The sequence below is a fragment of the Variovorax sp. FG153 genome (assembly GCF_057809595.1).
Window position 1 is genome coordinate 45,422 of record NZ_JBMDKG010000033.1, and the last position, 12,537, is coordinate 57,958.

12 protein-coding genes are annotated in these 12,537 nt (G+C 69.5%); 2 read left to right on the forward strand and 10 right to left on the reverse strand.

From position 1 onward, the window contains the following. Nucleotides 1-5 precede the first annotated feature (5 nt). The 6 genes from ACODT0_RS28705 to ACODT0_RS28730 all read right to left on the reverse strand — a co-directional run bounded on the left by ACODT0_RS28705 (nucleotide 6) and on the right by ACODT0_RS28730 (nucleotide 4,877). Nucleotides 6-959 carry a sugar kinase gene (locus tag ACODT0_RS28705; protein ID WP_261216055.1) on the reverse strand — a complete coding sequence of 318 codons (954 nt, stop codon included), beginning with the start codon at nucleotides 957-959 and terminating at the stop codon, nucleotides 6-8. A gap of 17 nt (nucleotides 960-976) precedes the next feature. After that, nucleotides 977-1,720, reverse strand: a complete 744-nt coding sequence (locus tag ACODT0_RS28710) for a sugar phosphate isomerase/epimerase family protein (RefSeq protein ID WP_093354698.1) — start codon at nucleotides 1,718-1,720, stop codon at nucleotides 977-979. Continuing rightward, complete coding sequence (locus ACODT0_RS28715; protein WP_057595380.1) at nucleotides 1,720-2,472, reverse strand: amino acid ABC transporter ATP-binding protein; 753 nt, start codon at nucleotides 2,470-2,472, stop codon at nucleotides 1,720-1,722. The genes ACODT0_RS28710 and ACODT0_RS28715 overlap by 1 nt, the downstream gene beginning before the upstream one ends. Before the next feature lie 168 nt (nucleotides 2,473-2,640). Continuing rightward, nucleotides 2,641-3,450, reverse strand: coding sequence for a transporter substrate-binding domain-containing protein (locus ACODT0_RS28720; protein ID WP_489042872.1), 810 nt, complete (start codon nucleotides 3,448-3,450; stop codon nucleotides 2,641-2,643). Between the two features lie 74 nt (nucleotides 3,451-3,524). Beyond that, nucleotides 3,525-4,178, reverse strand: coding sequence for an amino acid ABC transporter permease (locus ACODT0_RS28725; RefSeq protein WP_057595382.1), 654 nt, complete (start codon nucleotides 4,176-4,178; stop codon nucleotides 3,525-3,527). Nucleotides 4,179-4,205: 27 nt separating this feature from the next. After that, the gene (locus ACODT0_RS28730; RefSeq protein ID WP_057595383.1) at nucleotides 4,206-4,877 is read right to left on the reverse strand and encodes an amino acid ABC transporter permease; all 672 of its coding nucleotides are present in this window, start codon (nucleotides 4,875-4,877) and stop codon (nucleotides 4,206-4,208) included. Between the two features lie 177 nt (nucleotides 4,878-5,054). On the opposite strand from ACODT0_RS28730, the gene ACODT0_RS28735 reads away from it, so the two are divergent. Next, nucleotides 5,055-6,767: a hypothetical protein gene (locus tag ACODT0_RS28735; RefSeq protein WP_489042892.1), complete on the forward strand. Its 1,713-nt coding sequence runs from the start codon at nucleotides 5,055-5,057 to the stop codon at nucleotides 6,765-6,767. Between the two features lie 147 nt (nucleotides 6,768-6,914). Here ACODT0_RS28735 and ACODT0_RS28740 read toward each other — a convergent pair whose 3' ends face one another. Then, nucleotides 6,915-7,451: a cysteine hydrolase family protein gene (locus tag ACODT0_RS28740; RefSeq protein WP_057595384.1), complete on the reverse strand. Its 537-nt coding sequence runs from the start codon at nucleotides 7,449-7,451 to the stop codon at nucleotides 6,915-6,917. Between the two features lie 152 nt (nucleotides 7,452-7,603). Between ACODT0_RS28740 and ACODT0_RS28745 the strand changes: the two genes are divergently transcribed. After that, on the forward strand, nucleotides 7,604-8,719 hold the full coding sequence (locus ACODT0_RS28745) for an MBL fold metallo-hydrolase (RefSeq protein ID WP_489042873.1): 1,116 nt from the start codon (nucleotides 7,604-7,606) through the stop codon (nucleotides 8,717-8,719). Nucleotides 8,720-8,740: 21 nt separating this feature from the next. Here the strand turns inward: ACODT0_RS28745 and ACODT0_RS28750 are convergent, their stop codons facing one another. Genes ACODT0_RS28750 through ACODT0_RS28760 form a run of 3 tightly spaced genes read right to left on the reverse strand, consistent with a single transcriptional unit; the run spans nucleotide 8,741 to nucleotide 12,494 of the window. Beyond that, nucleotides 8,741-8,929, reverse strand: a complete 189-nt coding sequence (locus ACODT0_RS28750; protein ID WP_057595386.1) for a hypothetical protein — start codon at nucleotides 8,927-8,929, stop codon at nucleotides 8,741-8,743. Continuing rightward, nucleotides 8,929-11,328, reverse strand: coding sequence for a DNA topoisomerase IV subunit A (parC, locus tag ACODT0_RS28755; RefSeq protein ID WP_489042874.1), 2,400 nt, complete (start codon nucleotides 11,326-11,328; stop codon nucleotides 8,929-8,931). The genes ACODT0_RS28750 and parC overlap by 1 nt, the downstream gene beginning before the upstream one ends. A gap of 47 nt (nucleotides 11,329-11,375) precedes the next feature. After that, a complete protein-coding gene (locus tag ACODT0_RS28760; protein ID WP_057595388.1) occupies nucleotides 11,376-12,494 on the reverse strand; it encodes a Kelch repeat-containing protein in 1,119 nt (372 codons plus the stop codon). Between the last annotated feature and the right edge of the window lie 43 nt (nucleotides 12,495-12,537).

Consider the following 12,537-nt stretch of genomic DNA (forward strand, 5'->3'; position numbering starts at 1 on the left):
GGCGCTCACAGCCCCGCCGCTTCGAGTTCGGCCCGCGTCGGCAGGCCCTCGGTGTCGCCGAGCACCTGCACCGCGCGCGCGCCGATCCAGGCGCCGCGCCGCACCGCCTCGGGCACGCTGCGGCCCTCGAGCAGCGCGCTGACCACGCCGGCCGCGAAGCCGTCGCCCGCGCCCACGGTGTCGATCACTTCCTTCACCGGGAAGCCCGCGACGCGGCCGGTGCCGGCCACGTCGCTGTCGTAGTAGGCGCCCTCGGCGCCGAGCTTGACCACCACCAGCTTCGCGCCGCGCTCGCGGTAGAAGCGCGCCACGTCCTCGGGCCGGTCGTGGCCGGTGAGCAGCAGGCCCTCCTCGATGCCGGGCAGCACCCAGTCGGCGCGCGCGGCCAGCTCGTTGATCCAGTGGCGCATGGTCTCCTTCGAGGACCACAGCGTCGGGCGCAGGTTGGTGTCGAAGGAGATGGTGCGGCCCGCGGCGCGCATCACGTCCATCGAACGCAGCGCTGCCTGCAGGCTGGTTTCGGAGATGGCCGCGAACACGCCGGTGGCGTGCAGGTGGCGCGCCGAGCGCAGCCAGGGCTCGTCGATGTCGGCCGGGCCCATGTGGCTCGCGGCCGAGCCCTTGCGGTGGTATTCGATCGGCGGGTCGCTGCCGTCGGTGACGCGGCCCTTGAACTGGAAGCCGGTGCGCTGCGCGGCATCGGCGATCACGTGCGAGCAGTCGATGCCCTCGGCGCGCATCGCGTTGAGCAGCGCGCGGCCCATCGAGTCGGTGCCGAGCCGGCTGGCCCAGCCCACCTTCAGGCCCAGGCGCGACAGGCCGATGGCCACGTTGGTCTCGGCGCCGGCGGTGCGCTTGTGGAAGGACTGCGCATCCTCGATCGGCCCCGGCCGGTCGGCCACGAGCAGCAGCATGGCCTCGCCGAACAGGGCGACATCGAAGGCGGTGGGTTCTGTCATCGGTGTGAGTGGTTTCGCTACGCGCGCGCGGCGCGGATGAAGTCGATCTGCGTGCGGACGACGGCCTCGAGGTCGTCGCCCACGAGCGGGTATTCGATGGCATGCGGCACGTCGGCCGGCAGCGCGCGCAGCACGGCGCGCCAGGGTGCCACCGAGTCGCCGAGCGGCACCGCCACCCACTTGTGCGGCAGGCGCTGCGCGCCCTTGCAGTGCACGTAGCGCACGCGCTGGCCGAGCGCCTGCGCGGCCAGCAGCGGGCATTCGCCGACCCAGTGCCAGTTGCCCATGTCGAAGGTCATGCCCAGCGACACGCCCGCGCGGTCGGCGGCTTCGAAGAAGGCTTGCAGCGCGGGCACGGTGCCGGCGCGCACGCTCTGGTCGTTCTCGATCACGAGCTCGACGCGGGTTTCGGCCAGCTCGACCTTGAGGCCCCAGAGCGAGCCGTGCGAGGACGGCTGGAAGTCGCCGATCGACATCTTCAGCCGCTTCGCGCCCACGCGCGTGGCGGCCGCGATGCCGCGCTTGAGCGCGGCGCTGTCGAGCCAGCCGCCCTGGGCCCACAGGCCCTCGGGACTGGAGTAGACCGAGGCCAGGCCGTTGAGCGCCGGCAGTTCGGCCTCGGCGTCGCGCAGCATCTCGCCGCGCACCTCCACCGAATCGGCGCCCGCGCGCTTCGACAGCTGCGAGCACCAGAGCTGGCCATGGCGTCCCACCTCGGCCGCGCCGAAGGAGGACAGGGAAATCAGGACCTCGAAGGACATCAGTGGGCCTGGTGCGAGCTGAGGATCTGGCCCAGGAACTGCCGGGTCTTCTCGTTCTGGGGGTTGCCGAAGAACTCCTCCGGCGGCGCCTGCTCCACGATCCTGCCCTCGGCCATGAAGATCACGCGGTCGGCCACGCTGCGCGCGAAGCCCATCTCGTGCGTCACGCACAGCATGGTCATGCCGTCCTCGGCCAGGCCGATCATGGTGTCGAGCACTTCCTTCACCATCTCGGGGTCGAGCGCGGAGGTGGGCTCGTCGAACAGCATGATCTTGGGCGTCATGCACAGCGCGCGCGCGATCGCCACGCGCTGCTGCTGGCCGCCCGAGAGCTGGCTCGGGTACTTGTTGGCCTGCTCGGGAATGCGCACGCGCGTGAGGTACTTCATCGCCACCTCCTCGGCCTGCGCCTGCGTCATGCCGCGCGAGCGCATCGGCGCCAGCGTGCAGTTCTGCAGGATCGTGAGGTGCGGGAACAGGTTGAACTGCTGGAACACCATGCCGACCTCGGCCCGCACCGCGTCGACGTTCCTGCCGCCGGCCGTGAGATCGATGCCGTCGACCTCGATGCGGCCCTTCTGCACCGTCTCGAGCCGGTTGATGCAGCGGATCAGCGTCGACTTGCCCGAGCCCGAGGGCCCGCAGATCACGATGCGCTCGCCCGCGCGCACGCTGAGGTCGATGCCGGTCAGCACCTGGAAGTCGCCGTACCACTTGTTGACGGCTTCCATGCGGATGATGGGGTCGGTCATGGAATGTTCACTCGTTGGAATCAGGGAAGGAAATCGGGTTGACCGGACGCGAAGGACGCGAAGGTTTCGCAAAGGTCGCGAAAGACCGCCAGGAAAAATTTTCAGGTTTTCCTTTTGCGTCCTTCGCGAAACCTTCGCGTCCTCTGCGTCCGGCTGTCCGCTCCCGCATTACTGCATCTTGGGCAGGTCGGCCTGCAGCCACTTCTGATAGAGCTTGTTGAGTTCGCCGTTGGCGGTGTTCTTCGCCACGAAGTCGTTGACGGCCTTGGTCAGCTCGTCCTGGCCCGGGCGCATCGCGATGCCCATCGACTGCTGCACCAGCGTGAACTTGTTTTCGTAGGTGCCGGCGGGCACGCGCTTGGCGATCTGGGCGGCCACGGTCACCGAGCAGCCGATGGCGTCGACCTGGCCCGAGATCAGCGCCTGCATGGCCGAGGCGTCGTCGTCGAAGCGGCGGATCTCGGTGCCTTCGGGCGCGGCCTTGGTCACGGCCACGTCCTGGGTCGACGCACGGGCCACGCCCACGCGCAGGCCCTTGAGGTCGCCGGCGGCCTTGATCGGGGTCTTGGTCGCGCCGTACAGCACGATGGTGGCGGCCGCGTAGGGCTGCGAGAACTGCACCTGCTTCGCGCGCTCGGGCGTGATGGCCAGCGAGGCGACCAGCAGGTCGACCTTGTTGGTCAGCAGGAAGGGAATGCGGTTCGGGCCGGTCACCGGCACGATGTTGGCCTTCACGCCCCAGTCCTTGGCCAGGAGCTTGGCCACGTCGGCGTCGTAGCCGTCGGGCTGGTTCTTCGCGTCGGTGGTGCCGTAGGGCGGGAAGTCGACCAGCATGCCGATGGTGATCTCGCCCTTCTTCTTGATGTCGGCCACGCTCTGCGCCGAGGCGAAGGGGGCGAACACGGTGAGGGCGGCGCCCAAACTCAGGGACGCGAGGGCTGCGATCGCCGCGCGGCGGGTGGTGGTTGTGCGGGTCATGGGATGTGTCTCCTGAAAAAGAAAGGAAGCGACGGAAAAAACGAAAGCGACGGGGAAGATGGCGAACGGGGAAATCAGCGGGCCAGCGCGCGTGCGCGCTTGCGCTCCATGCGCGCGGCCAGCAGCGACAGCGGCCAGCAGATGACGAAGTAGATGGCGGCCACCACCGAGAACACGATGAGCGGCTGGAAGGTGGCGTTGTTGACGATCTGGCCGGCGCGCGTGACCTCGACGAAGCCGATGATGGCCGCGAGCGAGGTCCCCTTGATGATCTGCACCAGGTAGCCCACGGTAGGCGCGAGCGCGATCCTGAAGGCCTGCGGCAGCACCACGTCGCGCATGCGCGCGCTGTAGTTGAGGCTCAGCGCCTGCGCCGCCTCCCACTGGCCGCGCGGGATGGCCTCGATGCAGCCGCGCCAGATCTCGCCGAGGAAGGCCGCGCTGTTGAGCACCAGCGCCACGCCCGCGGCGACCCAGGGGTTGATGTCCAGCCCCAGCACCGGCGCGCCGAAGAACACCAGGAACAGCTGCAGCAAGAGCGGCGTGCCCTGGAAGATCTGGATGAAGGTGGTCGAGACGCCGCGTGCCCACGCCGATTCGGACGTGCGCATGAGCGCGATCGCGAGCCCCAGGATCGCGCCGCCCACGAAGGCGATGGCCGACAGCGCGAGCGTCCATTGGGCCGCTTCGAGGATGAACAGGAATTCGGGAAAGCCGAAGGTGCGCATGGTGTGGTGGTCTCCGTCGGTCGACGCTTACCGGCGGTCCGGGTAGTTGAGCGTGCGCTTGTAGATCAGCTTGAACATCGCCGAGAAGGCGAGCGCCAGCGCGAGGTAGATGGCCGCGACCACGATGTAGATCTCGAAGCTGCGGAAGGTCTGCGACTGCAGGTTGGCGGCCACCGAGGTCAGGTCGTCGGCCGAGATCACCGAGACCACCGCCGAGCTCAGCATCAGCAGGATGAACTGGCTGGTGAGCGCCGGATAGATGGCCTTGAGCGCGGGCTTGATGATGATGAAGCGGAAGATCTCCCAGGACTTGAGGTTGAGCGCGCGGCCCGCCTCGATCTGGCCCTTGGGAATGGATTCGATGCCGGCGCGGATGATCTCGGTGGCGTAGGCGCCGAGGTTCACCACCATCGCCACCAGCGCGGCCGTCTGCGGCGACCAGCGCAGGCCGATGGCCGGCAGCGCGAAAAAGAAGAAGAACAGCTGTACCAGGAACGGCGTGTTGCGGATCACCTCGATGTAGGCGTTGATCACGAAGCGCAGCCAGCCCGGCCCCGAGGTCTTGCCCCAGGCGCAGAAGATGGCCACCACCAGCCCGAGCACGGTGGCGACCAGCGACAGCTGGACGGTGATCCACGTGCCCTTGAGCAGCAGCGGCCAGGCGGCGAAGACGGCGTCGAATTGAAACTGGTAGTTCATGGTCCGGCTGCGGCGCGGGTGCACGCGCACAGTGGAAAAGCAATGCTTGCAGCTTATATGAAACCGGTTTCACGATGACCGAGGGATTACCCTAGTCGGTCTTTGCGGGGGGCCGCTGCCTACACTTCCGCGATGCTCACACCCCTGGCCGACCCCACGACCGCGCAGCTGGACGACATGGCCGAAGACCCCGGCGCCACGCTCGCCGAGACCTCCGCCCATGCCCCCGCCGTGAAGCACCTGCGCCAGGCCCTGCTGTGGCCCGTGCGGCTGATGCCGGCGCGCGATGCGAAGTCCGCGCACCAGGCGCCGTGGCACCTGCTGCGCGAGATGGGCGAGGCCTCGCCGTGGCGCGAGGAGATCGACGAATACACCGGCGACAGCAGCCGCTTCCACCAGCGCCACTACAACGAGTTCGTGAGCTTCCTGCCCTATGTGCAGCGCTTCCTCTACGGCGAGGGCCGCTCGCGCGCGCAGGCCGGCGGACCCGACTCCAGCAGCGACGGCGATTCGCCGATGCGCATCTTCCGCCGCCACGACATCGCCGCGGTGCGCGTGGTCACGCGCGCCGGCGAGGCACCGATCACGCTCGAGGTGGTGCACTGCGACCTCTACTTCTTCTTCGACGTCGACGTGGTGCTGCTGAACCTCGAGGTCGGCGTGAACGACCTGAGCCTGGCGCAGGCGCAGGAACTGCTCTACCGCTTCGGCCGCGCCTATCCCGCGGGCTGGGATGCCGAGGGCGGCGCGCTGCACTGCATGGCCAGCGTCGAATGGCTGGCGGCCGATGGCCGCGTGCTCGCCAGCTCCGACGCGCAGCACAGCGAGGCCTTCATCTCGCACGTGGCGCAGCACCGCGCGCCGCGCATCGCCGCCCACTGGGCCTACCTGATGCAGCCGCTGGTGAGCGACCATTCGGAGGACCAGGGCGCGCTGCGCTACCGGCAGATCGAGTACTACCGCATGCCGGTGATGGCCTACCTGTCGCTCGACGATCCGAAGCGGCTCACGCGCAACGACTTCGTCCGCCTCGGCCTGGTCACGGGCGCGGGCGAGGCCGAGGCGGCGCTCGCGGGACGCCAGGACCACCTGCCCTATGCCGACCACCACCTGGCCGACTTCGAGAGCCGCTACTGCTACGACCGCTTCTGGGTCGATGCCGGCGCGGCCCCCAACACGCGCTACCTGTGCAACGGCCATGCGCTGATCGTGGTGGGCGATGCGCGCTCCGAGTTCTTCTGCTGCCGCGACCGCGGCGTGCTCGCGCAGTTCCGCCACCAGCACTTCCTGCTGTTCCTGATCGCGCACTTCCAGAAGGCCTCGCTGCTGATGTTCTCGGACCAGCTGGTGGAGGCGCTCAAGCGCCTGGACATCCGCAGCACGCCGAGCGTGAAGCGCTTCAAGCGCGCGATCCGCGCGAGCTTCGAACGCTTCCTGCGCTTCACGCACCGCTACTGGTTCCACGAGATCTCCGAGCAGGCGCAGGTGCGCGCGCTGTCGCACCTGTGCGCCACCCACCTCGGGCTCGATCCGCTCTACGACGAGGTCAAGGAGCGCATCGCCGACATGAACACCTACCTCGACGCCGACAGCCTGCGGCGCCAGGCCAACACCGTGGTGCGGCTCACGGTCGTGACCCTGTTCGGGCTGATCGGCACCATCACCACCGGCTTCCTCGGCATGAACCTGCTGGCCGAAGCCGAGGCGCCGCTGTGGCGCAAGGCGGTCTGGTTCGGCGTGGTGCTGGTGTTCACGACCTGGCTCACGGTCTACACCATGGTCAAGTCGCAGCGGCTGTCGGACTTCATCGACGTGCTGTCGAACGACCGCATGAGCTTCCGGGAGAAGCTCGGGGCGCTGGTGCGGGTGTGGCGGCCGGGGGCGGACTGAAAGCGGGATCGGACAGCCGAACTTCCGGACGCAGAGGACGCGAAGAATTCGCGAAGAACGCGAAAGGAAACCAGAAGACCTTTTTGAATTCTTTCGCGCCCTTCGCGTAACCTTCGCGTCCTCTGCGTCCGGCTGTCCGCTTTCCTTTCAGCCGTCGAAGGACACATCGGCGCTGTCGACCGCGCGGATCGGCACGCCGAAGCTCGTGATGTCCGCGAGCGTGGCGTTGTGGTGTGCGCGGATCCGCGCGCCCGTGGCATGCGGCTTGTCGTGCGAGGTGTGGGCGTCGGCCGCGAGCGTCACCTCGTAGCCCAGCCCGGCCGCGCGGCGCACCGTGGTGTCGACGCAGAACTCCGACGAATAGCCGCAGACCACCACGCGCTTCACGCCACGCTCCGAGAGCCAGGCATCGAGCGGCGTGCGCAGGAAGGAATCGGGCGTGGTCTTGCGCAGCCGCGCGTCGCGCGTGTCGGTGTCAAGCGCGCCGGCGAGCTGCCAGCGCTCGGAGTCGAACGCGAGGTCGATCTCGTTCTCGTGCTGGATGAAGGCCACCGGCACACCGGCCGCGCGGGCACGCTCGGTGAGCGCGTTGATGCGCTCGATCACCGCGGCGGCTTCGTGCGGACGCGGGGCGTCGTCGACGAGGCCGCGCTGCATGTCGATGACGAGGACGGCGAGAGTCATGGGGAACCCTTTCTGGTGCGCGGACGGTGAGGCCGAAGGATCGCACAGGACGCCGCCAATGCCCCTGCCCGGCGAATGTTTCTGGCGTTGAAACCATTGCCCGCGCACCCGCCGCTAAGCTCGCGCCGCCCGCAGAACCACACAACACCGCCATGACCGACGCCATCGCTCCTTCTCTCCCGCAGCGCCTGCGCCGGCGCGCCGCCGCCGCCTTCGCAGCCGCCTGCGCGCTGCTGGCCGGCTGCAGCAGCAACAGCGGCTGCGAGGCCCGCTACGACGCCTCGCCGCAGTTCAAGGGCTGCACCTTCCAGAACATGGACAACCCCGACGTGCTGCCCAACCAGAGCGGCTGGAAGATCTGGACCCGTTTCTTCTTCGAGACCAAGACCGACTCGGTGCCCACCGACGCGATCCCCGTGAAGCCGCTGACGCCGGCCGCGCTCGAAGCGCTCGACGCCCAGGCCAACCACGTGGTGCGCCTGGGCCATTCCTCGCACCTGCTGAAGCTGCGCGGCAAGTACTGGCTGATCGACCCGGTGTTCGGCGAGCGCGTGTCGCCGTTCTCGTTCGCGGGGCCCAAGCGCTTCCACCAGCCGCCGATCGCGCTGCAGGACCTGCCGCCGATCGAGGGCCTGATCCTCTCGCACGACCACTACGACCACCTCGACGTCTACACCATCGAGTACCTCGCGAAACGGGTGCAACGCTACTTCGTGCCGCTGGGCGTGAAGGCGCGGCTGGTGGCGATGGGCGTGCCGCCCGAGCGCATCAGCGAGTTCGACTGGTGGCAGGCCGGCGAGCACGACGGCGTGAAGCTCACGGCCACGCCGGCGCAGCACTTCTCGGGCCGCTCGCTGACCGACCGCGGCCGCACGCTGTGGGCCTCGTGGGTGGTGCAAAGCGGCGAGCAGCGCATCTTCTACAGCGGCGACTCGGGCTACTTCCCGGGCTTCAGGCAGATCGGCGAGCGCTTCGGCGGCTTCGACCTCGCGCTGATGGAGAACGGCGCCTACGACGCCTACTGGCCCGCGGTCCACATGACGCCCGAGCAGAGCGTGCAGGCCTTCGAGGACCTGCGCGGCAAGGTGCTGTACTCGGTGCACAACAGCACCTTCGACCTCGCCTTCCATACCTGGCACGACCCGCTGGACCGCATCGCGAAGCTCACGCAGGAGCGCCGGATCGAACTGGCCACGCCGGTGATCGGCGAGGTGCTGACGGTGGGCCAGGCGCGCACCAACGTGCGCTGGTGGGAAGGCCTGAAGTAGCGCGCAGGGAGCAGCGAGCGGCTAGCCGCGCTCGCGCCGCTCGCGCGCGCGGCGCTGCTGACGCGTCTCGAGCGCCTGCGCCGCCACGCGGTCCTTCGCGCGCTTCTTCTCGGCGCGCTTGCCGCGGAAGTGCCGGCCCACGAGAAAGCTCCCGATGCCGGTCACGACCGCGATGACGAAGCCGATGGTGCTGATGTCGAGGCCGCCCATCAGAGCACCCGCACGATGCTGGCCGGCTTGAAGCCCAGGTCGGCCGCCTTGCCCTTGCGCGCGCGGGTGCCGCGCGCGTTGTTCAGGGTGCGGATCTCGAGCGTCTCGTCGCGCTCCTTGCCGCCGCGGCCGATGCCTTCGATCCTCACGCTGCGCGTGTAGGCCGCGGCACCCGCGAGGGTGTCCTTGGGTTCGAGGTCGATCAGCGTGAGGCCGCGGCCGCCCTTGGGCAGGCTCTTGAGCTCGGCGATCTCGAAGGTCAGGATGCGCCCGCCCGTGGAGGCGCAGGCCACGTGCGTGGCCGCGGGCATGGGCTCGGCACCGCCGGCACCGCCCACCAGCGAGGGCCGGCACAGCTGCTCGCCCTCGCCCACGTCGATGAAGGCCTTGCCGCCGCGCTGGCGCGACATCATGTTCTCGACCGTGGCGATGAAGCCGTAGCCGCCCGAATTGGCCAGCAGCAGGCTGGCCGCGACCGGGCCCGCGAAGTAGTGCGTGACATGCGTGCCCGCATCGAGGTCGATCAGCGTGGTGACCGGCTGGCCGTCGCCGCGCGCGCCCGGCAGCGAGGCCACGGGCACGGTGTAGACGCGCACGCTCTTGTCCTTGGCGCTGCCGAACACCAGCAGCGTGTCGACGCTGCGGCATTCGAAGGCGCCGTAGAGCGAGTCGCCCGACTTGAAGCTGTACTCGGGCGCGGCACCGCCGTTGGCCGTGGGCCAGCCCTTCTGCGCGCGCACCCAGCCCTTCTGCGAGACGATCACCGTGACCGGTTCGTCGACCACCTTGACCTCGGCCACGGCGCGCTTCTCGGCCTGGATCAGCGTGCGGCGCGGGTCCTCGAAGGTCTTGGCGTCGGCCTCGATCTCCTTGACCAGCAGGCGGCGCAGCGCGGCCGGGCTGCCGAGGATCTCCTCAAGCTTCTTCTGCTCCTCGCGCAGTTCCTTGAGCTGCTGCTCGATCTTGATGGCTTCGAGCCGCGCGAGCTGGCGCAGCCGGATCTCGAGGATGTCCTCGGCCTGCACCTCGCTGAGGTTGAAGCGCGCGATCAACGCGGCCTTCGGATCCTCGGCCGCGCGGATGATGGCGATCACCTCGTCGATGTTCAGCAGCACCAGCTGCCGGCCCTCTAGGATGTGGATGCGGTCCTGTACCTTGCCCAGGCGGTGCTTCGAGCGCTTCTCGACCGTGGCGGCGCGGAACTCGATCCATTCCTCGAGCATCTGGCGCAGCGACTTCTGCGTCGGCTTGCCGTCGATGCCCACCATCGTGAGGTTGATCGACGACGAGGTCTCGAGCGAGGTCTGCGCCAGCAGCGTGGTGATGAACTCCTCCTGGCTGATGCGCGAGGTCTTGGGCTCGAACACCAGCCGCACGGCGGCGTCCTTGCTCGACTCGTCGCGCACCACGTCGAGCACCGAGAGCATCGCGGCCTTGACCTGGGTCTGCTCGGTGCTCAGCGCCTTCTTGCCGGCCTTGACCTTGGGGTTGGTGATCTCCTCGATCTCCTCGAGCACCTTCTGCGTGCTCACGCCCGGCGGCAGCTCGTTGACCACCAGCTGCCACTGGCCGCGCGCGAGATCCTCGATCTTCCAGCGCGCGCGCACCTTGAGCGAGCCGCGGCCGATGCGGTAGGCATCGGCGATGTCGCCCGCGCTGCTGATGATCTGCGCACCGCCCGGATAGTCGGGGCCGGGCACGATGGCGAACAGCTCTTCCTCGCTGAGCTTGCCGTTCGACTTGATCAGCGCCACGCAGGCATCGGCGATCTCGCGCAGGTTGTGGCTCGGGATCTCGGTGGCCAGGCCGACCGCGATGCCGCTCGCGCCGTTGAGCAGCGTGAACGGCAGCCGCGCGGGCAGGAGGCGCGGCTCCTCGGTGCTGCCGTCGTAGTTGGGAATGAAGTCGACCGTGCCCTCGTCGATCTCGTCGAGCAGCAGGCTGGTGATGCGCGCGAGGCGCGCCTCGGTGTAGCGCATGGCCGCGGCGCCGTCGCCGTCGCGGCTGCCGAAGTTGCCCTGGCCGTCGACCAGCGGATAGCGCTGCGAGAAGTCCTGCGCCATGCGCACCAGCGCGTCGTAGGCGGCCTGGTCGCTGTGCGGATGGAAGCGGCCGAGCACGTCGCCGACCACGCGCGCGCTCTTCACGGGCTTGGCGCCCACGGTGCCGTTGGTGCCGCCGAAGCCCAGGCCCATGCGCGACATCGAATAGAGGATGCGCCGCTGCACCGGCTTCTGGCCGTCCGACACGTCGGGCAGCGCGCGGCCCTTGACCACGCTCAGCGCGTATTCGAGGTAGGCGGTCTGGGCATAGTCGGCGAGCGTGAGCGAGGTGCCGTCGCCGCCGTCGTTGTTGTCGTCGCCGGGAGGCAGGAGATCGAGCGGGGGTTGGGAGTCCATGGAAGAGCGGGTGAGAAAACGAAAAAAGGGGTGGCTTGCGGGGGCGCTCAGCCCAGCGTGAAGGCCTCGTGCACCGCCGACTGCACCGAGCCGCCGAGCACGGCACCGCCGCCGGCCACGTAGATCCAGTCGCCGATGACGGCGGCACCGACGGCGTGGCGCGGCGTGGTCATGGGCGCATGGCGCTGCCAGCTGTCGGCCACCGGATCGTAGCTTTCCATCTGGCCGAAGACCTTGGCCTGGCGCGGCACGCCGCCGACGAGGAAACCGCCCTCGCCGCCCATGGCGAAGAAGCGGTCGCGATAGACCACCAGGCCATGGCCCGAGCGCGCGGTGGGCAGCGGCGCACGCGGCTCCCAGGTGTCGCGCGCGGGAAGGTAGACGTGGTGCAGGTCGGTGTTGTACTCGAAGGTGTTGAAGCGCCCGCCGACCACGTGGATCAGGCCGCCGTGCGCCACGCAGCCCACGTGATCGCGCGCGCCGGGCAGCGGCTTGCGCGCGCTCCAGCGGTCGGCCTTCGGGTCGTAGACCTCGTGCCAGCCCACGCTGGCGCGCTCGGCCGCGGGCTCGGAGGCGCCGCCGATCAGGTGCAGCTGCCCGTCGAGCACCACCGCGGCGGCCGCGCCGCGCGGACGCGGCAGCGGCGCGATGGGGGTCCAGCGGTTGGCCGCGATCTCGTAGACGTAGGCGTTCGTGTCGGAGCGCCGGTTCTGCTCGACGAAGCCACCGAGCGCGTAGACCCGGCCGCCGTCGGCCGCCACGGCGACGTGGTTGGCGCCGCGCGGCAGCGGCGCGCCGTCGAGCCAGCGGTCGGCCTGCGGGTCGTAGATGTGGTGGTAGTCGCGGTTGACCGCGCCCTCGCCGTAGCCGCCGACCACGTGCATGCGGCCCTGCGCGGCCGTGGCCCAGGCCATCTCGCTGCGCGGGAGCGGCAACGCCGCGCGTGCCGCCCAGCGCCCCTGCGGGCCGCGCGGCGCGGGGCTGTCGGTGACGCGCTGCGACTCCTGCTCGGGCGTCATGTGGTGCGGCACGCCGCCCTGCAGCCGCGCGTAGGGCTCGGCCGAGGACGGCACGGGCTGCGGCGCCGCGTGCGAGGCGGGATGCTGGGCGCGCGCGGCACCGCTCAGCGCGGCGGCGCCGGCCAGGACGAAATCTCGACGTTGCATCGCGGTCTCCTCGTTCTTGGGGTGGTCGGGGCGGGCGAAGGCG